The organism is Sphingomonas sp. BL-S-30, assembly GCF_055521475.1.
Map to the genome: position 1 here is coordinate 2,492,859 of NZ_CM145481.1, position 22,555 is coordinate 2,515,413.

At 65.7% G+C, this 22,555-nt stretch carries 16 protein-coding genes; 9 read left to right on the plus strand and 7 right to left on the minus strand.

Going from position 1 to position 22,555, the window contains the following annotated elements:
* Positions 1–62 precede the first annotated feature (62 nt).
* Positions 63–1,376: an amino acid permease gene (locus ACZ1I5_RS11575; protein WP_465173831.1), complete on the plus strand. Its 1,314-nt coding sequence runs from the start codon at positions 63–65 to the stop codon at positions 1,374–1,376.
* On the opposite strand, the gene ACZ1I5_RS11580 is transcribed toward ACZ1I5_RS11575, so the two are convergent.
* On the minus strand, positions 1,348–2,961 hold the full coding sequence (locus ACZ1I5_RS11580) for a phytoene desaturase family protein (protein WP_465173832.1): 1,614 nt from the start codon (positions 2,959–2,961) through the stop codon (positions 1,348–1,350). The genes ACZ1I5_RS11575 and ACZ1I5_RS11580 overlap by 29 nt on opposite strands.
* A 97-nt stretch (positions 2,962–3,058) precedes the next feature.
* Positions 3,059–4,258 carry an aromatic ring-hydroxylating oxygenase subunit alpha gene (locus ACZ1I5_RS11585; RefSeq protein WP_465173833.1) on the minus strand — a complete coding sequence of 400 codons (1,200 nt, stop codon included), beginning with the start codon at positions 4,256–4,258 and terminating at the stop codon, positions 3,059–3,061.
* A gap of 102 nt (positions 4,259–4,360) precedes the next feature.
* On the opposite strand from ACZ1I5_RS11585, the gene ACZ1I5_RS11590 reads away from it, so the two are divergent.
* On the plus strand, positions 4,361–4,963 hold the full coding sequence (locus tag ACZ1I5_RS11590; protein WP_465173834.1) for a TetR family transcriptional regulator C-terminal domain-containing protein: 603 nt from the start codon (positions 4,361–4,363) through the stop codon (positions 4,961–4,963).
* Between the two features lie 217 nt (positions 4,964–5,180).
* Here the strand turns inward: ACZ1I5_RS11590 and ACZ1I5_RS11595 are convergent, their stop codons facing one another.
* Complete coding sequence (locus ACZ1I5_RS11595) at positions 5,181–5,846, minus strand: O-methyltransferase (protein ID WP_465173835.1); 666 nt, start codon at positions 5,844–5,846, stop codon at positions 5,181–5,183.
* A 90-nt stretch (positions 5,847–5,936) separates the two neighbouring features.
* Here ACZ1I5_RS11595 and ACZ1I5_RS11600 point away from each other — a divergent pair, with 90 nt between their 5' ends.
* Both ACZ1I5_RS11600 and ACZ1I5_RS11605 read left to right on the plus strand, forming a co-directional pair.
* Positions 5,937–6,575 (plus strand): TetR/AcrR family transcriptional regulator, encoded by a 639-nt coding sequence (locus ACZ1I5_RS11600; protein ID WP_465173836.1) that lies wholly within the window; start codon positions 5,937–5,939, stop codon positions 6,573–6,575.
* Between the two features lie 116 nt (positions 6,576–6,691).
* A complete protein-coding gene (locus ACZ1I5_RS11605) occupies positions 6,692–9,238 on the plus strand; it encodes a TonB-dependent receptor (protein WP_465173837.1) in 2,547 nt (848 codons plus the stop codon).
* Between the two features lie 142 nt (positions 9,239–9,380).
* Here the strand turns inward: ACZ1I5_RS11605 and ACZ1I5_RS11610 are convergent, their stop codons facing one another.
* A complete protein-coding gene (locus ACZ1I5_RS11610; RefSeq protein WP_465173838.1) occupies positions 9,381–9,827 on the minus strand; it encodes a hypothetical protein in 447 nt (148 codons plus the stop codon).
* A gap of 10 nt (positions 9,828–9,837) precedes the next feature.
* Positions 9,838–11,241: a M20/M25/M40 family metallo-hydrolase gene (locus ACZ1I5_RS11615; protein ID WP_465173839.1), complete on the minus strand. Its 1,404-nt coding sequence runs from the start codon at positions 11,239–11,241 to the stop codon at positions 9,838–9,840.
* 101 nt (positions 11,242–11,342) lie between these two features.
* On the opposite strand from ACZ1I5_RS11615, the gene ACZ1I5_RS11620 reads away from it, so the two are divergent.
* The gene (locus ACZ1I5_RS11620; protein WP_465173840.1) at positions 11,343–11,852 is read left to right on the plus strand and encodes a homogentisate 1,2-dioxygenase; all 510 of its coding nucleotides are present in this window, start codon (positions 11,343–11,345) and stop codon (positions 11,850–11,852) included.
* A 45-nt stretch (positions 11,853–11,897) separates the two neighbouring features.
* A complete protein-coding gene (locus ACZ1I5_RS11625; protein WP_465173841.1) occupies positions 11,898–13,946 on the plus strand; it encodes an NAD(+) synthase in 2,049 nt (682 codons plus the stop codon).
* A gap of 42 nt (positions 13,947–13,988) precedes the next feature.
* Here the strand turns inward: ACZ1I5_RS11625 and ACZ1I5_RS11630 are convergent, their stop codons facing one another.
* Positions 13,989–14,321 (minus strand): DUF6481 family protein, encoded by a 333-nt coding sequence (locus tag ACZ1I5_RS11630; protein WP_465173842.1) that lies wholly within the window; start codon positions 14,319–14,321, stop codon positions 13,989–13,991.
* A 163-nt stretch (positions 14,322–14,484) separates the two neighbouring features.
* Here ACZ1I5_RS11630 and ACZ1I5_RS11635 point away from each other — a divergent pair, with 163 nt between their 5' ends.
* The 3 genes from ACZ1I5_RS11635 to ACZ1I5_RS11645 are packed head-to-tail and all read left to right on the plus strand — an operon-like array spanning position 14,485 to position 21,610.
* Positions 14,485–21,123 (plus strand): beta strand repeat-containing protein, encoded by a 6,639-nt coding sequence (locus ACZ1I5_RS11635; RefSeq protein WP_465173843.1) that lies wholly within the window; start codon positions 14,485–14,487, stop codon positions 21,121–21,123.
* Between the two features lie 36 nt (positions 21,124–21,159).
* Complete coding sequence (locus ACZ1I5_RS11640; protein ID WP_465173844.1) at positions 21,160–21,312, plus strand: hypothetical protein; 153 nt, start codon at positions 21,160–21,162, stop codon at positions 21,310–21,312.
* Between the two features lie 16 nt (positions 21,313–21,328).
* Positions 21,329–21,610 (plus strand): PqqD family protein, encoded by a 282-nt coding sequence (locus ACZ1I5_RS11645; RefSeq protein ID WP_465173845.1) that lies wholly within the window; start codon positions 21,329–21,331, stop codon positions 21,608–21,610.
* Positions 21,611–21,616: 6 nt separating this feature from the next.
* Here the strand turns inward: ACZ1I5_RS11645 and ACZ1I5_RS11650 are convergent, their stop codons facing one another.
* Positions 21,617–22,540, minus strand: a complete 924-nt coding sequence (locus tag ACZ1I5_RS11650; RefSeq protein WP_465173846.1) for an HPr kinase/phosphorylase — start codon at positions 22,538–22,540, stop codon at positions 21,617–21,619.
* Between the last annotated feature and the right edge of the window lie 15 nt (positions 22,541–22,555).

Below are 22,555 nucleotides of genomic sequence, written 5' to 3' on the forward strand. Positions count from 1 at the left end.
CCCAAGAAACATGGTGCGCGCCGCCGATCAAGCCGTAGAGTGCGTTATCGGGGAGATCGCCTATGTCCACATCGCCGTCACGCGCCGCCCTGGGGTTCTGGACCTGTCTGGCGCTGGTGGTCGGCAACATGATCGGATCGGGCGTCTACATGCTCCCGGCGACGCTCGCGCCGCTCGGCTGGAACGGCATGATCGGCTGGTTCGTCACGATCGGCGGCGCGTTGTGCCTCGCCTTCGTCTTCGCCCGGCTCGGTGCGAAGCTGCCCTGTGCCGGCGGCCCCTATGCCTTTACCCGGGCCGCGTTCGGGCCTGCCGCCGGTTTTGCGGTCGCGTGGAGCTACTGGGTGCTGATCTGGTGCGGCAACGCCGCGGTCGCGGTGGCGGTGGTCAGCGCGCTGAGCCTGATCTTTCCCGCGCTCGGATCGACGCCGGGCCTGCCCGCCATCGCAGCGCTGGTCGCGATCTGGGCGCTGATCGCGGTCAATATCCGCGGCGTGGCGCTGGCCGGCAAGGTGCAGTTCGTCACCACCGCCTTGAAGCTGCTGCCGCTGGTCGGCGTGATCCTGCTCGCCGCCTGGCTGCTGTTGCGCGACGGCAGCGCCGCCATCGCGCCCTATACGCCGGTGCCGCTCGGCATGGGGTCCATCGCCGGCGCCGCCGCGATCACCTTCTGGGGCTTTCTCGGCGTCGAATCGGCGACCGTCCCGGCCGACAAGGTGGAAAATGCCGCGTCCATCGTGCCGCGCGTGACCCTGATCGGCACGGTGCTGACCGGCCTGGTCTATGTACTGGTCTCCGCCGCCACGATGTTCCTGATGCCGGCGGCGATCACGGCCGCGTCCCCTTCCCCGATCGCCGAATTCCTCGGCCGCGGGTTCGGATCGGGCACTGCCGAGGTCGTCGCGCTGTTCGCCGCGATCAGCGCGTTCGGTGCGCTCAACGGCTTCATCCTGCTGCAGGGCGAAGTGCCCTGGGCGATGGCGCGCGGCGGCGTGTTCCCCGCCTGGCTGGCGAAGGAAAGCAGCCGCGGCACCCCGGCGCGCGCGCATCTCGTCTCGGGCGTGCTGGTCACCATCGTGACCCTGATGAACTATACCGGGTCGATGGGTCAGCTGTTCCAGGACATCGCCTCGATCTCGCTCGCCTCGGGCATGCTTGCCTATCTCGCCTGCGCGCTGGCGGCGATCCGGCTGTTGCCCGACGATGTTCCTCTCAAGCTGGCGGCCGCCATCGCCGCGGCGTTCGTGGTCTGGATGGTCTATGGTCTCGGCCTCAAGGCCGATCTATGGGGCCTTGTGCTGCTGCTGCTCGGCCTGCCGGTTTATTGGATGGTCCACCGCGAGCGGGTCACTTCCAGCGCCGCCACCGCCCCATGATGCCGCGATCGGCGATGATCTCGTGCGCTGCGTTATGGCCCGGCGCGCCAGTGACGCCACCGCCCGGATGGGTGCCGGCACCGCACATATAAAGGCCCTTGATCGGTGACCGGTAGGCGCCATGCCCGAGCACCGGCCGGGACGCCCAGAGCTGATCGAGCGACATATGCCCGTGCATGATGTCGCCGTCGATCAGCCCGAACTTGCGCTCCAGGTCGAGCGGGGAATGGATCTGCCGCGCGATGACCGCGCCCTTGAAGTTCGGCGCATGCTTGGTGACCGTGTCGATGATCAGGTCCGCCGCCTTTTCGCGCTCGTCGTCCCATGAGCGTCCGTCGGGCAGTTCCGGCGCGAATTGCTGGCAGAACAGGCTGGCGATGTGCATGCCCGGGGGGGCCAGGCTGTCGTCGATCGACGTGGGCAGCTTCATCTCGACGATCGGCTCGTCCGACCAGCCCTTGGCCTTCGCGTCCGTGAAGGCCTTGTCCATATAATCGAGCGTCGGCGAGATGATGATGCCGCAGGTGTGATGCTCGGCGACCTGCTTGCCCGGCAGGACCGAGAAATCGGGCAGTTCGGAGAGGGCGACGTTCATCCGGAAGGTGCCGGAGCCGGTCTTGAAATTGTCCATCCGGCGGGCGAATTCCGGGGTCATGTCGCTGCGGTCGACCAGTTGGCGGTACAGCAGCGCCGGTCCGACATTGGCCGCGACGATATCGGCGGCAATCTCCTCGCCGCTTTCCAGCGTCACGCCCGTCACGCGATTGCCGTCGACCAGTACTTTCGCGACCGGGGTCTCGAGGCTGATCTCGGCGCCCATGTCGGTGCAGGCCTCCGCCATGAACTGGGTGATCGCGCCCATGCCGCCGACGCTATGGCCCCAGGCGCCCTTCTTGCCGTTCACTTCGCCAAAGACGTGGTGGAGCAGCACATAGGCCGAGCCCGGCGTGTCGACGCTGGCATAATTGCCGACAACCGCGTCGAAGCCGAACGCGGCCTTCACATATTCGTCCTCGTACCAGCTATCGAGAAAGTCCCGCGCCGACTTGACGAACAGGTCCATCACGTCGCGCTGCGCCTCGAGTCCCATGCCGGCGAGCCGCCTGCCCTGCGCTGCCGCCGCGATCAGCGCGCGGATGCCGCCGCCGGCGTTGGGCGGGGTCTTCAGCGCCATGTCGCGCAGCACCTCGGCGACGCGCTCGAGCGCTTCCTCGTACTTCGGGAAGGTGTCTGCGTCCTTCTGCGAATAGCGCGCGAACTCGGCACGGGTGCGATCCTCGCCGCCGCCGAGCTTGAGATAGCCCTTCTCGTTCGGGAAGAAGTTGGAGATCGTCCGCTCGATGATCCGCCAGCCGCGCTCGTGCAGCCGCATGTCCTTGATCACCTTGGGACGGAGCAGGCTGACCGTGTAACTCGCGGTCGAGTTGCGGAAACCGGGATGGAACTCCTCAGTGACGGCCGCGCCGCCGACGATCGCGCGGCGTTCGAGCACGCGGACCTTGAGGCCGGCACGCGCGAGATAGAAGGCGCACACCAGGCCGTTATGGCCACCGCCGATGATGAGCGCGTCGTATTTTTTCGTCATTCAAACCACCCGTTCGTTTCGAGCGAAGTCGAGAAACCGCGTCTGGCGCGCCCGTGGCCGTGTCTCGACTTCGCTCGACACGAACGGTGGTGGATCGTCAGTCCACCGGGCGCGGTCGCCGGCTCCACCCCGGCGCCGGCGCCTTGTGCAGCCGTGCCTCGGGGATCAGCCGCCGGATCTTCTTCGCAAAGCTGCGCAGGCACACTTCGCTCGCGCCGATCGGGCCGACCGTGTAGCTTTGCGACGCCATGCCCTGCTGCACCCGCGTGATCAGCCAGGTGTCCTCGGCATTGACCGTGCGGTTGATCCGCCAGTTGGCGTAGCGCACCAGCTTCATCTCGCGCCGGTCGTCGGGCAGCGCAAAGGCCATTTCGCGCAGCACGCAGGTAGTCGGCGACAGCGGCAGCCACTGCATGAAATCGACCTGGTCGGGATAGATGTCGAACGCCATGTTCGGCCACAATTTGTAATAGAGCCACAGCTTCTGCTGCGCCTCGGGCAGATGCTCCGCGCGGGGCAGATGCGCCTGGTACAGGCGCTCCCACCGGTCGTTCGACGGCTTGTCGGCAAGATAGCCGGACATCTTGTCGACCCAGGGCTGCGCCTCGATCGCATAGCTCTTGCCGAACAGCCGGGTCAGGCCGGCATGAGCGACCGGGATGTGCAGATTGTCGGAATAATTGTCGCCGACATTCTTCCAGTTCACCGCCCGCTCGCGCAGCCGCACCGGGCTGAGCGTGCGCATCTCCTCGAAGCGGTAAGGCGCGATCTCGGCCTCGTACGGCGTCATCATCCCGGCGACCGACGGGCCGCCGTCATCCTCGAGCCGGACAAACACGAAGCCGTTCCAGATCTCGATATCGACCGCCGCGAGGCCGTTCTTCGCCATGTCGAGCGCGGGATAATCGCCCTTCATCGGCACGCCGGTCAGCCGCCCGTCAAGCTCATAGGCCCAGGCATGATAGGGGCAGACCAGCTTCTTCGCGCACCCCGCCGGCCCCTCGACCAACCGCATCGCGCGGTGGCGGCAGACATTGGCGAAGGCGCGCACCGCGCCATCCTCGCCGCGCACCGCGATCACGCTTTCGCCGATATAATCGAGCGTGTGATAATCGCCGGCTTTGGGAATATCGCTGACATGGCAGACGATCTGCCACGATGGCCGGATCACCCGCGCGACCTCGACGTCGAAATATTCGGGATCGGTATAGAGCCAGCCCGGCAGGCTGAAGTCGGCGTCGGGATCGTGGGCTTCCGCCCCCTTCCCTTCACCAGTGTCCGCGTAGCGATGCGCCATGCCGGCCTCCGTTTTCTTGTTGAACGATCGTATAACAAGATAGACGGAGGCGCAACGCGAATGTGTCTCGACTTCGCTCGACACGAACGGGAGAAGGGGCAAGTGCACAAACCCGCCTTCACCCGCGCCGAACCCGATGCGCGCCGCCTCAGCCTGATCGAGGCGACTGCGCGCGTACTCGCCACCCACGGCGCGACGGGCGTGTCGGTCCGTACCATCTCAGCCGAGGCGGGCGTGTCGCCGGGCCTGCTCGGCCATTATTTCGACGGCATCGATGCGCTGATCGCGGCGACCTATGCGCATGTCGACGCGCAGGTCTCGACCGCCTTCGAAGCCGCCATGGCCGCCGCCGGACCGGAGCCCCGCGCGCGCCTGCTCGCGCATGTCACCGCCAGCTTCGCCAGGCCGATCGCCGATCCCGGCCTGCTCTCGACCTGGATCGCCTTCTGGAGCCTGGTGAAGAGCAATGACGACATCGCCCGGCTGCACCGCGACCTTTACGGCGCATACCGGCGCGATCTCGAAACCCTGCTCGCCGCCTGCGACATGCCCGGGCCGGAGCGCCGCCTCGCCGCGATCGGCATCAGTGCGATCGTGGACGGCCTGTGGCTGGAACTCTGCCTCGCCCCCGACGCCTTCACCCCAGCCGAGGCGAGCGCGATCGCCGAGCGCCATATCGACGCGCTGCTACCTCTCCAGCGCTGAGAAAGAGCCAGGCGGTAATCGCCACCGCGATTGCCTCGATAGCGCCTGCCGGGCGGCGATTGAATCGAACGTCCGTTGGAAATGTCATGAGGGTCGGTGACATTTTGCGCTCACCCGACAAGGTGCGCTGATTATTTCTCTGTTTTTCAAATGCTTATGATGAAACCGCATCACCGACGACTGACAAAATGTCAGTCGTCGGTGACATCGAGGCGGCTCAAGCGAGGCGGATCGAGAGTTCGACGTCGTCCGTGAACGACATCGACCAATAGCCGTTCGCGACCGAGCTGACGCGTTCGAGATAGTCGGGGCAATAATCGGTGTTGTCGGCGATAATCACCGCGCCCGGCCGCAACCGGCTCTCCACCAACGCGAGCACGTCCAGATAGAGCGACTTGGCGCCATCGAGCAGGAGCAGGTCGATCGTCTCGGGCAGATCCGACGCCAGCGTGTCCAGCGCGTCGCCTTCGCGGAACTCGACCAGGTCAGCCAGACCGCTGGCCGCTAGGTTCTCCCTGGCCCTGGCGAGCTTCGACGGTTCGAACTCGCTGGTGATCAGTCGTCCACCGCCATTTTCCCGTAGTGCCGCCGCAAGATGCAAGGTCGAGAGGCCGAACGAGGTGCCAAACTCGACGATCGATCGGGCATTGCCCGCCCGCGCGAGCAGATAGAGGAGCTTGCCCGTCTCGCGCGAGACGGGAAGCGCGAAGTCCTTCAGCCTGTCATACAGTTCGCGATAATCGGTCTTGCTCATCATGACTCGACGCCGCTCCTCGACAGAGACGGACGCGAAGACGGGGCTCATCGACGGGTGCGCAGCCTCGGCTTCAGCGAACAGGCGATCGAGCAGCGGCGCCACCGGCGCGCTGGTAAGGATGCTCATCCATTTTCTCCGGTTTCGAGCAGCTATTTGCTCGCCGTCAAAAATACGACTAGTTCGTCAGCTTTCCTATTCGCATTGGCGAAACCGCAGATGACGACCCGACGAAGTGCCCGTGTCTCCTTGCTCAAACAGCCCAAACAGGCCCGCTCCAACGACCTTGTCGCGGCGGTCCTCGATGCCGCTGTTCAGGTTTTGAGAACCGAGGGGGCGCAGCGATTCACCACTGCCCGAGTCGCCGAGCGCGCCGGGGTGAGCGTCGGCTCGCTCTACCAATATTTTCCCAACAAGGCGGCGATCCTGTTCCGGCTGCAGAGCGACGAGTGGCGGGCCACCAGCGACCTGATGCGCGAAATTCTGGAGGATCGCACAAAACCGCCGCTCGAACGCGTGCGCACCCTGGTCCATATGTTCATCCGCTCGGAATGCGAAGAAGCGGAGATCCGGGGCGCGCTCAACGACGCAGCACCCCTGTATCGCGACGCGCCCGAGGCGATCGACGTCCATGCTTCGAGCGCACAGGCCTTCCAGTCCTTTCTGCGGGAGTTGCTGCCCGACGCCACCGAGAGCAGGCGATCGCTGGTCGGCGATCTCGTCGAGACGACCTTGAGCGAGGTGGGCAGCAGCTTTTCCGCCACGCCGCGCACGGCAGAGGAAATCCATGCCTATGCTGACGCGCTGGCGGACATGTTGTGCGCCTATCTCGAGCGGCTGGGAGTCGCGGGCAGTTAAGACCAGATCGGCCACTGTCACACCATCGCAACCGAAACGTCGCGAAACTGGCATGGTCCGGGCGCACAGGGCGCGTCGCTGCATCGCAGCAACGACTGCACCAAGGGGGCCCTGCCGTGATTCGACATACTTCCAGCCTGCTCGCGCTCGCGGGCGCGCTCTTCTACGCCAACGCAGCCTGTGCGCAGACGGCCGTCGTCGATTCGAGCGACAGCCAGTCGGACGAGACGATCGTCGTCACCGCCGCCAAATCGACGCGCTCGTCGACCGCGATCCCCCAGAGCGAGATCCAGAAGATCCTGCCGGGCGTGTCGCCGCTGAAGGCGATCCAGACGCTGCCCGGCGTGCTCTACATCACCGCCGATCCCTGGGGTTACAACGAGCAGAACGCGCAGATCTTCATCCATGGCTTCGCGGCGAACCAGCTCGGCTACACGATGGACGGCATTCCGCTGGGCGACCAGAGCTACGGCAACTACAATGGCCTTTCCCCACAGCGCGCGGTGATTTCGGAGAATGTCGGCCGCGTCGTCGTGTCGACCGGCGCCGGCGATCTCGCCACGGCCTCGAACAGCAATCTCGGCGGCACCGTCGAAACCTTTTCGTCGAGCCCGCTGGGCAGTTTCGGGGTCCAGGCCGCGCAGACCTTCGGCAGCTACGATACCTCGCGCACCTTTGTCCGCATCGACACCGGCACGTTCGGCGGCGGCACGACGTCGGGCTATATCTCGGCGGCGCGCCAGCATGCCAAGGCCTGGGACTTCAACGGTACCCAGGGCGGTTATCAGGCGAACGCCAAGTTCGTGCACGACAGCGCGATCGGGAAGCTGACCCTGTATTTCGACTATAACGACATGACTCAGCCGAACGAAGACGCGACCGTCTTCTTCAAGCCCTCCGCCGGCGGCACGGCGACCCCGGTCCAGCTCTATACACCTTATACCAAGCCGTTCTTCTACCCGGATTTCGACGGGTACCGGACCTCCTATCTGAGCGCGATGGGCAATTCCCCGGCCGCCCAGGGCAGCAATTATCGCAACTATTATTCGGATGCGCAGCGGACCGACTATCTCGGCTATCTTCGCTACGACGCGAAATTCTCCGACCATGTCGCCTGGTCGACCACCGCCTATTTCCATCACAATGACGGCGCCGGCGTGGTTGCCGGCCCGCTCGGCCAGTCGATCACGACGGCCCAGCCCTATCTCGACCCCAATTACGCGACGCTCCCGGCCAATTGCCGTTTCGGCGCCAACGCCAACGGGATCCGGCCCACCGCCTGCACCGCGCTGACCGATGCCCAGGCGGCCGCGGCCGGTGCCGCGCTGGTCAAGGCGACGGGTGGCTCGGGCCTGATCACCCGCACCACGGAATATCGCATCGACCGCGAAGGTGTGATCTCCGCGCTCAATCTCGATGTCGGCAACCACAAGATCGAGCTGGGCGGCTGGTTCGAGCATAACAGCACCACGCAGTGGCGCCGGTGGTACGGCGTCGACGTCAACAATCCGGCATCGAGCACACCCTATATCCGCCCGCTCGAGGTCGCGACGCCGCTGTTCACCCAATATCAGGGCGAAGCGAGCATCAACCAGCTGCAGCTCCATATCCAGGACACGTGGCAGGTCACTGACCGGTTGATCGTCCAGGGCGGCGTCAAGACCAGCGCGCAATGGGCGGACGGGCGTTTCCCGGTCCAGCCCAAGGCGGGGTCGCTGTCGGGCCTGTCGGGCGGCCTGCCGCAGGGCAAGATCAACACGCTGCGCTGGTTCCTGCCGGCGATCGGCGCGACCTATGACTTCAACGGCCATGAAGAGGTCTATTTCAACGTCCAGAAGAACCTGCGGCAATATCAGGCATATCTGGCCGGCGGTGGCGGCCCGTGGTTCACGGGAAGCCAGGCGGCGTTCGACGCCTTTGCCGACCAGGGCAAGCCAGAGAGCAGCTGGACCTATGAAGGCGGCCTGCGCACTCGCCGCAATTTCTCCGGCGACATCGGGTTCGACGCGCAGATCAACTATTACCACGTCGTGTTCAACGACCGCCTTCTGGCGATCTCGACGAACCCGGGCGGCATCGCAGGCGGCAACATCACCGGCGGCACCTCGATCCTGGTCAATGTCGGCGACGTCAAGACCGACGGTGTCGATGCGGCCTTCACGCTCCGCGTCGGACGCGTCTTCTCGCTCTACAATGCGACCTCGTACAATCTGTCCAAATATCAGAGTGACTATACTTCGGCGGCGCTCGGCATCGGCAACGCCACCAACAGCTGCATCGGCGGTTACATCGTGACCGCCGGCGTCGTGCCGACTTGCGGCAAGCAATTGCCCGGCACGCCGAAATGGATGAACAAGACGGTCGCGACGGTATCGGTCGGCCCGATCGAGGCACAACTGATCGGCGACTATGTCGGCCGCCGCTTCAGCACCTTCACCAACGACGCCAGCGTGAAGTCCTATTTCCTGACGTCGCTGCGCCTCGCCGCACGGCTTCCGGAGAATATCGTGCCGCTGCGCAAGGTGGAGCTTGCGCTCAACGTCACCAACCTGACCGACAAGAAGGGGGTATCGACCCTGTCGATCGGATCGGCGACCAACAGCTATTCCGCCTATCCGATCGCGCCGCGCCAGTGGTTCCTGACATTGTCGGCCGCTTACTGACCCCGGTGGGAACTCGAACGGCAGGCGAGGTTTCGTTCATCGAGGCCTCGCCTGCCGCTGAGTGAGAGCGGAGACCCATCGAGCGGCACGAAACCGAGTAAATCGCCCGCCCGGTAACCCGCGATCATTTGTTCGGTGATCCTCATGCGGGATCGCTCGGCCGGGAGGCCCTCTCCTGCTCAGCACGATGAATCACCACGCGCTGATGGACAAGCCGGGCGATCGTCGGCAAGTCCGGGATCTTCTCGCCACGCCGTTCCAGGGCAAGCTCGACACTCTCGCCAGAGCGCAAGCGGATGACGAGGTTGGCCGGGCCTCCATCGACCCGGGCCCTCTTTGCCCGCGCGATCATCTCGTCGTTGTAATAGCCGGCATCATCGATCTCGACGAAAGGGATGTATCGTTCCGCCGTGCCCGGATTCAGCAACAGCCCGTGACGGCAAAAGGCGAACGATGCTGCCCCCGCCGCTAACCAATAGGTCGCCAGCACCTCATGGGCCGAGGGAAGGCCGCCCGCCTTGAGCCCGCTCGGGTGGCGCAGGAGCCGGGCGACGACCGGGTCGTCCGTGATCGCGCCCTGCTCCGTCACCCGCCGCCCCCTATTTCGACAGGTCGGTGAACAGCGACAGATAATAGCTGATCCCCGGCGCGATGTTCGACACCAGGACCCGCTCGTTCAGGCCATGGCTGAAATCGTCCGAATCCTTGCTGAAGGTCGGGCTCGCGCCATAGCTGTCCACGCCCTTGTAGCGGAACCACATGGAATCGCTCGCGCCCGACGCCATGCTCGGGAATACCGGCACGCCGGGATAGACCGATTTCATCGCCTTGTTCACCGCCGCGATGAAATCGGGCCGCATCGGCGAGGCGTCGGTCGCGACCGAGCCTTCGGTCACGTCCTTGAAGGTCACCGCCGGCTCGGCCGCGACCTTTTGCAGCTCGGCCATGATGTCGGCGGGCTTGTGGCCGGGGAAGATGCGGCAGTTGATGTTCGCGGTGGCCTTTTGGGGGAGCGCGTTCAGCGCATGGCCGCCGCTGACCATGGTGGAGACGCAGGTCGTGCCGATCTTGCCGATCGTCGCCGGGTTGGCGGTCAGCGTGGCGATCGCCGCCTTGTCGGTCGGGTCGGCGGCAAAGGCGCGCATCGCCGCCGCCGTCTCGGCATCCTCATATTTCGCCGCTTCGACGAAATAGGCGCGGGTCAGGTCGCTGACCTCGGGCTTGAACTGATAGTCGCCGATCCGCGCCAGCGCCGCCGAGAGCTGGTTGATCGCATTGGCCTTGCGCGGCGCCGAGCTGTGGCCGCCAGGATTGGTCACGGTCAGTTCGAAATCGGCATAGGTCTTCTCGGCGCCCTGCCAGGTCCACAGCACCGGCTTGCCCGTCTTCTCGTCGAGCAGCCCGCCGCCGCCATCGATGTTGAGCACGATCTCGGCATGGGAGAGCTTGTCGGCGATGAGGCCCGAGGTCTTCATCGTCGTTTCCTCGTCGCCCGAGAATTCGATGACGATGTCGCGCTTCGGCTTATAGCCCGAGCGCTTGAGCTCGATCAGCGCGGCGATGGCGATGGTGCCGTCGAGCTTCATGTCGGTCGCGCCGCGGCCGAACAGATAGCCATTCTCTACCACCGGCGTGAACGGATCGCGCTGCCAGTCCGACGGCTTGGCCTCGACCACGTCCATATGGCCCGAAATCACCAGCGGCTTGGCCTTGGGATCGGAACCGCGCCAGCGCCCGATCAGATAGGCGGTGTCCTCGACCGGCGTGATCTCGACATCGCCGTCAGCGAAGCCGCCTTCGACCAGGGCAGCCTTGTAGAGGGCGGCGACCTTGTCGGTCTCGTTGCCCGGCCCGCGCACCGAGCGCAGCGCGATGGCCTTCTTCGCCAGGTCGAGCGCCTGGGCCTCGGCCTGGGGGTGCGCCACGGTCTTCGCCGCCGCGCCGGTGCCGATCGTGCAGGCAGTGCCCAATGCCAATATCGCTGCTGCCCGCTTCATGTTCATCGCCCGACTCCAATTGCTTGAAACACATGCGTAACGGCGCGCTCCGGGTCGTCAAGCGGGCGGCGGGGCGTTATGATGATCGATCGATTGCGAGGTGACCCGTGAAAATTGCCGCCCTGTTCGCGCTGACTCTGTCCTTCACGGCGCTCCCCGCCATGGCGCAGGAAGCAAGCCCTGCCCCCTGCCCCGCCCTGCCCGCCGAACTCGCCGGCTGGGCGAACGGCACCCCGCTTGCGGCGGCGACCACACCCGGCGGACTGGCCAAGGCGCTGGTGAAGATCGGCAGCCGCACCGACCTGGCGCTGGCGCCGACCCCGGAGGTGACCTTCGCCACCATGCCGAACAAGGCCCCGGCCCTCACCACTCATAGCGGCATGGCGATCTTCAGCGTGGCGAGCGCCGGTACCTATCGCGTGGCGCTCGGCACCAGCGCCTGGATCAATATCGCGCAGGACGGGAAATTCCTCGCGTCCACCGCCCACACGCACAAGCTGAGCTGCACCGGCATCCGCAAGATGGTCGATTTCGCGCTGACCCCGGGCAATTACGTGCTGCAGATCGAAGGCGGCAAGGATGCTGTGGCCGGCGTCCTGATCGCCAGACTGCCCTGAGCGGCGAACATGGCATTGGCAACCAAAGCTCGCTAAGCGCTTGCCATGGCGAAGGCACATCCGTTCCACTCGATCCACAGCCATGAGCTGATCCGCGTCGGTGCCTGCACGCCCCGCGCGACGGTGGGCGATCCCATGGCCAATGCCGAGGCAGCGATCGCGCTGGCGAAGCAGGGCCACAAAAGCGGCGCCGACCTGCTCGTCTTCCCCGAGCTCAACATCAGCTCCTACGCGATCGACGACCTGCATCTGCAGGATGCGTTGCAGCGCGCGACGATGGACGCGCTGGCATCCGTGGTCACGGCCAGCGCCAGGCTGCGCCCGGTGCTGCTGGTCGGCGCGGCGATCCCGCGCAACAACCGGCTCTACAATTGCGCGGTGGTCATCGCGCGCGGACGGGTGCTGGGTGTCGTGCCCAAGACCTTCCTGCCGAACTACCGCGAATATTATGAAAAGCGCTGGTTCGCGAGCGGCGCGGGCCAGTCCGGCGAGATCGCGATCGCCGGGCAGACGGCACCGTTCGGCCCGGACCTGATCTTCGCGGCGAGCGACCTGCCCCATTTCGTCTTCCATGCCGAGATCTGCGAGGATTTCTGGTCGCCCACCCCGCCCTCGACCATGGGCGCGCTCGCCGGGGCGCTGGTGTGCTGCAATCTCTCGGCCTCCAACATCGTCGTCGGCAAGGCGCGCGAGCGGGCGCTGCTCTGCGCCTCGCAAAGCGCGCGCGCCGTCTGCGCCTATGTCTTCTCGGCGGCCGGGCCGGGAGAAAGCACCACCGACCTGTCCTGGGACGGCCAGGGCATGGTGCACGAACTGGGCGAGCTGCTCGCCGAATCGGAGCGTTTTCCGCAAAAGCCGGGCATGCTGATCGCCGATGTCGATTGCGGCCGCATTCGTCAGGAGCGGATGCGCACCGGCACGTTCAACGATTCAGCGGTGCTGGCCGGGCATCCCGAGACGCGCTTCCGCCGCATCGCCTTCGATCACAAGCCCGACTATGCCGATATCGGGCTGAAGCGCGACATTCGTCGCTTCCCCTTCGTGCCCAACACCCCGGAAAAGCTCGACGCCGATTGCTACGAGGCGTTCAACATCCAGGTCGAGGCACTGCTCAAGCGCTTCGAGGCGGCCAGGGCCGAGCGGCTGGTGATCGGCGTGTCGGGCGGGCTGGATTCGACTCATGCGCTGATCGTCGCGGCCAAGGCGATGGACCGGCTCGAGCTACCCCGCAACCGCATCCTCGCCTTCACCATGCCGGGCTTTGCCACCAGCGAGCATACCAAGAGTAACGCCTGGGCGCTGATGCGCGCCCTGGGCGTCGACGGCGACGAGATCGATATCCGCCCCGCCGCCAGGCAGATGCTCGCCGATATGGGCCATCCCTTCGCGGAGGGCGAACCAGTCTATGACGTGACCTTCGAGAACGTCCAGGCGGGCCTGCGCACCGATTATCTCTTCCGCCTCGCCAATCAGCGCGGCGGGCTGGTGGTCGGCACCGGCGACCTGTCGGAGCTGGCGCTTGGCTGGTGCACCTATGGCGTCGGCGACCAGATGAGCCATTATGCGGTCAATGCGGGCGTGCCCAAGACGCTGATCCAGTTCCTGATCCGCTGGTGCATCCGGACCGACCAGTATGACCGCGAGACCGATGCGATCCTCGAAGCGATTCTGGCGACCGAGATCTCGCCCGAGCTGGTCCCGGCCGGCGCCGACGGCGCGATGCAAAGCACCGAAGCGCGGATCGGGCCGTACGAGCTCAACGATTTCTTCCTGCATTATGTCGTGCGGCACGGCATGGCGCCGTCGAAGATCGCTTTCCTGGCGCTCCATGCTTGGCGCGACGCCGCGGCGGGCCGCTGGCCGCGCGACTTCCCGCCGGCATCGCGCCATGACTATGATCTGGGGACGATCCGCGGGTGGCTGGAGAAATTCCTCGTCCGCTTCTTCGTGACGAGCCAGTTCAAGCGTTCGGCCATCCCCAATGGGCCGAAGGTCTCGGCCGGCGGCGCGCTATCCCCCCGCGGCGATTGGCGTGCGCCGTCCGACGGCACGGCCAGGCCGTGGCTCGACGAGCTGGCGAAGAATCTGCCCTAGCGTGGAAGTAGCAGCGGCCCCGCGGGGCCGTCTGCCGAACAGCTATTTGCGGGCCTTGCGCGCGGCGTAGCGCGCATCGCGCGCCGCCTTCTTCTCGGCTTCGGTCATCTGCGAGCGGGCAACGGCCTGCTCGGCCTCGGCCTTCGCGGCTTCGGCCTTGGCGATCTTGTCGAGCCGGGCCTGCTCCATCGCGGCCTTCTTGTCCGCGCGCTTCTGCGCTTCGGCGGCTTCCTTGGTCGCGCGGGCGGCGGCACGCTCGGCGGCGACTACGGGGTCCACCGGCGGTTTCGCCTTCAGTTTTTCGAGAGCAGCCTGCTTGGCCTGCGCGGAAAGCGCGGCGCGGTCCTTGAAGGAGGGTTCTTTATACGATGCCATCGGCGCCCCTTAGAGACTTTTCGCGCGATAGGAAATGCCACAGGAATTGAAGATTATATTGGCACGATGAATGCCATTAATTTTCATGACGTATTGACGTAATTTGATTATACGATGTGGAGACGAATCCGCGGGGGCGGATCGCCAATGCGGGGGATAGTCGATGGCAACGCCAGTATCGGACGATATCGATGCGGTCGGCACGGAAGATGGAATCATCTTCGTCACTCTCCGGGCCTATGATCAGGACGATGGCGATTCGACTCCCCCCATTTTCCGCCTGGACGACCTGCCGGCCAACGGCACGCTCACGGATTACCTGGGCAATCCCGTAACCGTCGGGGCGGATTACGTTGCCGACTATCTGGAACCCGATACCGGGCTCTGGACCGTCGTGCTCTATTTCACGCCCGATCTCGACTGGAGCGGCGTCACTGATTTTCACTATGTCGCGGTCGATAGCGATTCGGAGGTCTCCGCTCCGTCAACCGCGACGATCACGGCGGATCCCGTCGCCGACGCGCCGCTGATCGACGTCAACATCAACGATCAGCCCGACGTGCTCGGGCCGGCCGAGAACGTGACCGGCACGTCCAGCCAGGAGAATGGCCCGATCGTCACCGCGCTCGACGGCGGTCGCACGCTCGTCGTCTGGCAGCAGGGTCTGTTCCCCGGCAGCGTCAGCGCACGCATATATGACGCGAGCGGTGCGCCCGAAGGCGCTGCCTTTGCCGTTACCGCCAGCGGCGGAGTCAACGAGATACAGCCCTCCGCCGCCGGGCGGCCGGATGGCGGCTTCGCCATCGCCTGGGTCGTCGACGGCGGGTCGACCGGCGGCGGCGACATCGTCACGGCTTTCTACGACGCCGGAACGACGACGCCGGCGCTTGTCGTGAGCACGGCGGCGAGCAGCACGGGGCGCGAGGCCGATCCGACCGTGACGGCGGTCGGTGACGGCTTCGTCGTCACCTGGGCAGTGGAAAATGCCGGCGCCGCCGACATCTATGCCCAGCGTTATGAGGCGGACGGCACCACCGATGGCGGCCCCTTCCTGGTCATGACCGGTGCCGATCCCGGCTTCAACTCCGGGTCCAGTTTCGATCCCCCGGCGCACCATGTCGCGGCGGTGGGGGATGACGGCGCCTTTGTCGTGGCGGCCCAGAGCGGCGGGATGATCGTCGCGACGCGCGTCGACGAGACCGACACCCCCGGCCCGCAAATCCCGGCGAACAGCAGCGGCGGAACGCTGCCGGCCGTGACCGGACTGGCGAACGGCGATTTCGTGGTGGTGTGGCAGCAGGACGACGGCTCAGGCAGCGAGGAACTGCACGTCACCCTGTTCCATTGGGACGGCACCGCGGCGGTGCTCGACTTCACGCCGCTCAACCTGGCCTCTTCCGCCGAATTCTCGGTCGATGTCGCCGGCCTGCCCGACGGCCGGTTCGTCCTTGCCTGGATCGGCAATAACGGCGTCGACGGGACCAACGACATTTTCACTCAGGTCTTCTCAGGTGACGGCACCCCGGCGGCGGGGGGCGCGGTGAACGTCAGCAACACCGGCATGAACGGTTCGAGTCAGCCGATCCAGGACGCACAGCCGACCATCACCGTCAATGACGACGGCACCTTCACCGTCGGCTGGCTGCAGCTCCGCGCCAGCGGCGGCACCGACCAGGACATCTTCATCCGTCACTTCGATCCGACCCCGGAGTTTATTCACGTCCGGGCCGGAGACACGGTCGAGTTGCCGACCACCATCACGCTCGCCGATCAGGACGGGTCGGAGATGCTGAACCTGGTAACGATCGGCCAGCTTCCCGAAAACTTCACGCTGTCGGCAGGGCATCGCGCGGACAGCGGCGATCCCACCAGCGCCTGGGTGATCGATCGCAGCGACCCGGGCGATGCGGCCTTTCTCGATGCGCTGGCCGCTGGCACCGCGCACCTGACCATCACCACCGCCGCCGACTATAGCGGCGGCCTCCAGCTGGAGCTCAATGCGTCGAGCGTAGAGATCGGCGATCCGACCGCCATCGAGGGATCGAGCACCTACACCATCCTGCTCAACGTCGCACCTGGCGTCGATGCGGTCGATGACGTGCTTGCAGCGGCCGAGGACACCCCGATAACCTTCGCCGCCGCCGACATCCTCGGCAATGACGGCGTCGCGAGCAACGAGACCCTGGTGATCGACAGCGTCAGCGCCTGGTCGGGCGGCAGCGCGGTGCTCAATGCGGACGGCAGCGTCACCTTCACGCCCGATGCCGATTTCAGCGGCGACGCCCATTTCGACTATGTCACGCGCAACGGCGCCGGGTTGACTGATACCGCCACCGTCACCGTCGCCGTCGCGTCGGTCAACGACGCACCGGTGCTGGATCTCGATATCTTCGAAGCCGGCAACGACGCGGTCGCGACCTATTATGAGGGTGACCCGCTGGCGGGCCTGGCGCCCTTTGCGACCCTGACCGACGACAATACGAGCTATGACGGCGCCACGCTGACCGTGACCATCAGCAACAACGGCACGGCCGACGACCAGCTTACCGTCAATGACGTCGGGGCCGGGCCAGGCGAAATCGGCGTGTCGGGCCTCACCCTCAGCTATGAGGGCACGATCGTCGGCACGCTCAACGGCGGCACCAATGGTGGCCCGCTGATCGTCGTGTTCAATGCCGATGCGTGTGGCTGCGCGGTCCAGGCGACGATGCAGAACATCGCTTTCTTCACCAGTTCCGATACGCCCACGACTGACCAGCGCACCCTGGACTTCAGCCTGGTCGACGGCGGCGGCACCGATCTCGGCGGATTCGATACGGGCAGCGCGCAGCTCGTGCTGGACGTCGTGGCGATCAACGATGCGCCGACCGCGACCGCGCCGCTGACCGATTATGCCGCGACCGAGCAGGTCGCGCTCGACATCAAGAATAGCGGCCTTTCGGTCGCCGACCCCGATGCCGGCACCGGCGAGGTGACGGTGACCCTCGGCGTCGACTACGGCGTGCTGCATGTCGAGGCGGGCGGCACGAGCGTCGTCATCACGGACAATGACAGCTGGCAGGTGACGCTGACCGGCACGATCGACGAGATCAACGCCCTGCTCAACAGCGACGCCAGCAGCGTCGTGACCTACACCGCCGACGACGATTTCCCGCCGTCGAGCGCCACGCTGATGCTCGACATCCATGATGGCGGCAACAGCGGCGACGGCGGCGAGCAGAGCGGCGGCGCGACCGCCAATATCGTCATCACCGCGATCAACGACGCGCCTCAGCTCGATCTCGATTATTTCGCCTCGGGCAACAATGCCGTCGCCACCTTCACGGAAGGCGACGGACCGGTCTATCTCGCCTTCGACGCGGTGTTCGACGACGACAATGAAGAGTGGGACGGCGCGACGATGACCATCTCGATCGCCGGCGCGACCGCTGGCGATCAGCTGACCATCGAGGATGTCGGCACTGGCCCCGGCGAGCTCGGTGTCGACGGATCGAACATCACCTATGAAGGCGATGTGGTCGGCACGTGGAGCGGCGGCGTCAATGGCGCCCCGCTGGTCGTCACCTTCAACGCCGATGCCTGCGCCTGCGCGATCGAACTGCTCGCCGCCAGCATCCTCTACGAGAATATCGACGATCTCACCGCCGCCAGCACGCGCGACGTGACGTTCAGCTTCGTCGACGGCGCCGAGACCGCCAGCGCGACCGTCGCGCTCGACGTCCTCCCTTATGCCGAGATCCTTACCGGCCCGGACGTGACCGGCGACGAGGACACAGCGATCGCGCTGACCGGCATCGTCGTCGACGGCGTCGCAGCCGACCCGGCGGCCAGCCTGGTGACAGTTACTCTTCAGGTCGCGCATGGCACGCTCGACATCCGCACCGACGTGGCGGGCGGCATCGACGCGAGCGCCATCACCGGCGGCGCCGACGGTTCGAACACCATCACCCTCACCGGTACCCAGGATCAGATCAACGCGACGCTCGCGGCGGCGAACGGCCTGACCTATCTCGGCGATCAGGATTATAACGGGCCTGACGAGCTCGACATCTCCGCCGTCGCGGTCAATTCAGGCGCGCCCATCTCCTTCACGCCCTTCCCGTCGCTGCCCGTCGGCACTGCGCCCACCGCGCTCGGCTTCGCTGACCTTGACGGCGATTCCGCCGCCGAGATCGTGATCGGAGTCGAGGGCGGCATCATCGTGTTCGGCAGCACGTTCAGTGGCGGCTTCGGAATACCCGACGGCTCGCCCCGCGCCTTCGCCTTTGGCGATTTCGACGGCGATGGGGTGACCGATATCGCATTCTCCAGCGAGGGCGCGGGCAGCGGCGGCTATGTCGGCTATGTCTCGTCGATCACCGGCGACACCGAGACGATCGCGGCGGTCCCCTATGCCTTCGACCTCGTGGCGGCCGATCTGGACGGCGATGGCCTGACCGACCTGATCGTCACCGATGCCGACAATGGCCGTGTCGGCGTGATGCTGCAAAGCGCGCCCGGCGTCTTCCAGCCGCCGGCCTATTCGACGACGACCAGCCAGTTCATCGCTTCGGTCGCGGTCGGCGACGTCAATGGCGACGGCTTTCTCGACCTGCTCGCGGGCAGTCCCGGCACCTTGCCCGGCATGACGCCGCCGGGCGCGATCGATCTGCTGCTCGGCAATGGCGACGGTAGCTTTGGATCGGCGACCCAGATATTGAGCGGCGCTTCCCATATCACCGATCTGGTGCTTGGCGATTTCAACGGAGATGGCGCGCTCGACATCGCCTTTTCCTCGATCGCCGACCCGTCCGATCCGAGTTCGATCAGCGGGGTGCAGGTGGCATTGGGCAATGGCGACGGCAGCTTCGCCGCCGCGGTCGGCTATACCACCACCAGTGACGGCACCCCCGCCCAGATCGTCGCGGCCGACCTCAATGGGGATGGGTTCATCGACCTGGTCGTCACCAACGGCAATGATCCGGGCACGATCTCGATCCTTGCGGGCAATGGCGACGGCACGTTCCAGGCGCCGGTCGATCTCGGCAGCGACGGGATGCCGGTCGGGATCGCCCTGGGCGATCCCGATGCTGATGGCGACCTGGACATCATCGTCGCCAATATGCTGGACGGCACGCTCAGCGCCTATAACAACAACAGCATCGGCGGTCCGGGCGGCTCAGGCGTCTCGGCCATTGTCGGCATTACCGTCGATCCGGTCGACGATGCCGGGGTGGCGACGGACGATACCGGCTTCACTCTGTTCGAGAACGCGACCGTGATCGTCGACGTGCTGGCCAACGACACGGATGTGGACAGTCCGGCGCCCGTGCTGGCGACGGTCAATGGCGCGACGCTCGTAAACCCCGGTGATTTCACCACTCTGGCATCGGGCGCGCGGGTGTCGCTCAACAGCGACGGCACGCTGACCTATGATCCGCATGGGGCGTTCAACAGCCTGATCGACCTCGCAACCGCGACCGCGACCGGCGCGGTCAACACCAGCGCGATCGACAGCTTCTCCTATACGCTGGACGGTGGCGACACCGGCACGGTCTCGGTGACCATCAACGGCGTGAGTTCCGCCGACGACCGGCTGGCCGGCGATACCGGCGCCAATGTGCTTCTCGGCCGAAGCACTGCCGACCTCTACATGCTCCAGCATGGCGGCACCGACAGCGCATCCGGCGGCGGCGGCAATGACGGCTTCTATTTCGGTGCCGCGCTGGATTCGACCGACAATGTCGATGGAGGCGCCGGCACGGACGACCAGGTCGGGTTGCAGGGTGATTATACTGGCCCGAACGCGCTGACCTTCGGCGCGAACAACCTGGTCGGCATCGAAACGCTGGTGATCTTCTCCGGCAACACGACGAGCTTCGGCGACACGAGCGGCAGCCAGTACAGCTACGACCTGACCACGATCGACGCCAATGTCGAGGCGGGCAAGACACTCACGGTCAACGCCAATTTGCTGCAGGCCGGTGAGAACCTGACCTTCGACGGCGCGGCGGAAACCGACGGCTCCTTCCTGATCTATGGCGGCCAGGGCCAGGACGACCTGACCGGCGGCCAGGGCAGCGACGCCTTCTTCTTCGGCGATGACGGACGCTTCACGGCGGCCGACCGGGTCGATGGCCAAGCCGGCCTGGATGACCAGCTTGGTCTGCGCGGCGATTATTCGGGCGGAGTCACCTTCCTCGCCACGACCATGACCAACATCGAAACGCTGGTGCTGATATCGGCGACCGATGCGCGGTTCGCGGCGCCGGGCACGGCGTTCGATTACGATATCACGCTCGACGACGCGAATGTCGGCGCCGGAAAGGTGCTGACCATCTCGGCCAATGCGCTAAAAGCCGGCGAGGACGTGGCGTTCGACGGCTCGGCCGAGACCGACGGCTCCTTCCGCTTCATGATGGGCGCCGGCAACGACTCGATGACCGGCGGCGCGAATGCCGACCAGTTCTGGGGCAGGCTCGGCCAGGATGTGATGACCGGCGGCGGCGGCAACGACACCTTCTATTTCCGCGCCATCACTGAATCGACCACCGGCGCGATGGATCAGATCACCGACTTCAATGCCGGCGATCATATCGATCTTTCGGTGATCGACGCGAGCACCGCGGCCGGCGGCAACGACGCCTTTTCCTATATCGGGGGCAGCGCATTCAACCATGTCGCGGGCGAGCTTCGCGTGTCGGGCTCCGGCACCAGCTGGACGGTCGAGGGCGATGTGGACGGGGATGGCATCGCCGATTTCGCGATCGCCGTCACGACACTTGGCGCATACAGCTTCACGGGGAGCGATTTTGTCTTATAGGTGGCAGATCGTCACGGTTTTACAGGGGAAACTCGGATGAAGCAGGTCGTCAAGCCAACCGGGACGCAGCCCGCCTTGCAGCCGCGACGCGTTTGGGTGGCTCCGCGAGTCGAGAAGATGAAGGCCGGCGACGCTGAAAACAGCTTCGATCCGATCATCCCGGACGGCGCACTCAGCTTCGGCTCCTGATCCGCCGGGTGCCGCGATGAACGCGCTCGTGGCGCGGCGTCTGCCGGGAGTGGTCGAGGCGGAAGTCGATGGCGAGCTCGTCGCGCTCCATATCGAGAATGGCACCTGCTACAGCTTCAACGCGACCGCGGCGCGTATCTGGGCACTGCTCGATCGCCCCAGGAGCGTCGCCGATATCTGCAACGCCCTGGCCACCGAATTCGACATCGATCCCGCCACCTGCGGGGAACAGGTCTTGCTCATGCTCCGTGACCTGGAACAGGATGGCCTTGCCGTGCTGGAGACCGGCCCCGCCTGACGCCGGTCAATCGATGTCCGCGGCCAGATGGGCTTGCACCGCGTCCAGCGTCGGCGCGAACCAGTCCGGGCTCCACGGCCGCTCCAATTCAAGCACCGGTACCCTGCCGATCAGTTCGACGGAGGCGACCCAATGGCGTCGCGTATGGCCAAGCGTGGCGATGTAGCGGCCGCGATAGGTATTCGCGAGCACCGCGTTCAGCGCCTCCGCGCCGCGCAGCCGCCTGATGGCCACGCGCCGCGCCTCCTCGGCGCGCCTGAGCACGAAGATGGCACCAAGCTCCATCTGCGCGGGTGCGCCGTCCCGACGCGCGGGCACATTATACTTATCCCGCCCGTCAAGCGCCCGTTCGAAGCCGTCAGTGGTGCGGCCGGACCGCTCGAGCGAATCGCGCCAGAGCCGCATGTGCGGAATGCCGGCATAAGCGACCGGCCTGCCGGCATCGTCGGCCCCGATCACGCACACATCGTCCGACAACAGCGCATGGCCGCGGTCGTGGAAGAGCGACGCCAGGGTCGACTTGCCGGCACCGGAGGCGCCGGTAAACGCGATCGCCCGGTCGCCGATCGCCACCGCATTGGCATGGAGCGGCATCAGGCCGCGTTGATGCAGCAACGCGCCGAACGCGGAGCCCAGCAGGAACAGGCGAATGTTGCGCGGCGAAGCGCCGTCGACTGGGTCGACGAGGATCCGGCAACCCTGTTCGATGCCGTAGCGCGCGATGCCGGGCACATGGAGCACGGCCCCCTTCCCGCTCACCACCAGCTCCTGGACGTCGGAACGCGCAACGCCCAGATCGGCGAAACGGATAGAGACATCGGCACCTTCGCCCGGCGCGGGGTGAAGTTCGGGCAGCGCCATTTCCGATCTGATGGTCAGGCCGAACAGCGCATAGCGATAAACGAGCCGGTCGCCGGGAAGGTCCGTCATGGTCCGGCGCGCACT

Coding starts and splice junctions, on each gene's coding strand:
- ACZ1I5_RS11575 (WP_465173831.1), top strand. CDS start 63: ATGTCCACATCGCCGTCACGCGCCGCCCTGGGGTTCTGGACCTGTCTG.
- ACZ1I5_RS11580 (WP_465173832.1), bottom strand. CDS start 2,961: ATGACGAAAAAATACGACGCGCTCATCATCGGCGGTGGCCATAACGGC.
- ACZ1I5_RS11585 (WP_465173833.1), bottom strand. CDS start 4,258: ATGGCGCATCGCTACGCGGACACTGGTGAAGGGAAGGGGGCGGAAGCC.
- ACZ1I5_RS11595 (WP_465173835.1), bottom strand. CDS start 5,846: ATGAGCATCCTTACCAGCGCGCCGGTGGCGCCGCTGCTCGATCGCCTG.
- ACZ1I5_RS11600 (WP_465173836.1), top strand. CDS start 5,937: ATGACGACCCGACGAAGTGCCCGTGTCTCCTTGCTCAAACAGCCCAAA.
- ACZ1I5_RS11615 (WP_465173839.1), bottom strand. CDS start 11,241: ATGAACATGAAGCGGGCAGCAGCGATATTGGCATTGGGCACTGCCTGC.
- ACZ1I5_RS11625 (WP_465173841.1), top strand. CDS start 11,898: ATGGCGAAGGCACATCCGTTCCACTCGATCCACAGCCATGAGCTGATC.
- ACZ1I5_RS11630 (WP_465173842.1), bottom strand. CDS start 14,321: ATGGCATCGTATAAAGAACCCTCCTTCAAGGACCGCGCCGCGCTTTCC.
- ACZ1I5_RS11635 (WP_465173843.1), top strand. CDS start 14,485: ATGGCAACGCCAGTATCGGACGATATCGATGCGGTCGGCACGGAAGAT.
- ACZ1I5_RS11640 (WP_465173844.1), top strand. CDS start 21,160: ATGAAGCAGGTCGTCAAGCCAACCGGGACGCAGCCCGCCTTGCAGCCG.
- ACZ1I5_RS11645 (WP_465173845.1), top strand. CDS start 21,329: ATGAACGCGCTCGTGGCGCGGCGTCTGCCGGGAGTGGTCGAGGCGGAA.
- ACZ1I5_RS11650 (WP_465173846.1), bottom strand. CDS start 22,540: ATGACGGACCTTCCCGGCGACCGGCTCGTTTATCGCTATGCGCTGTTC.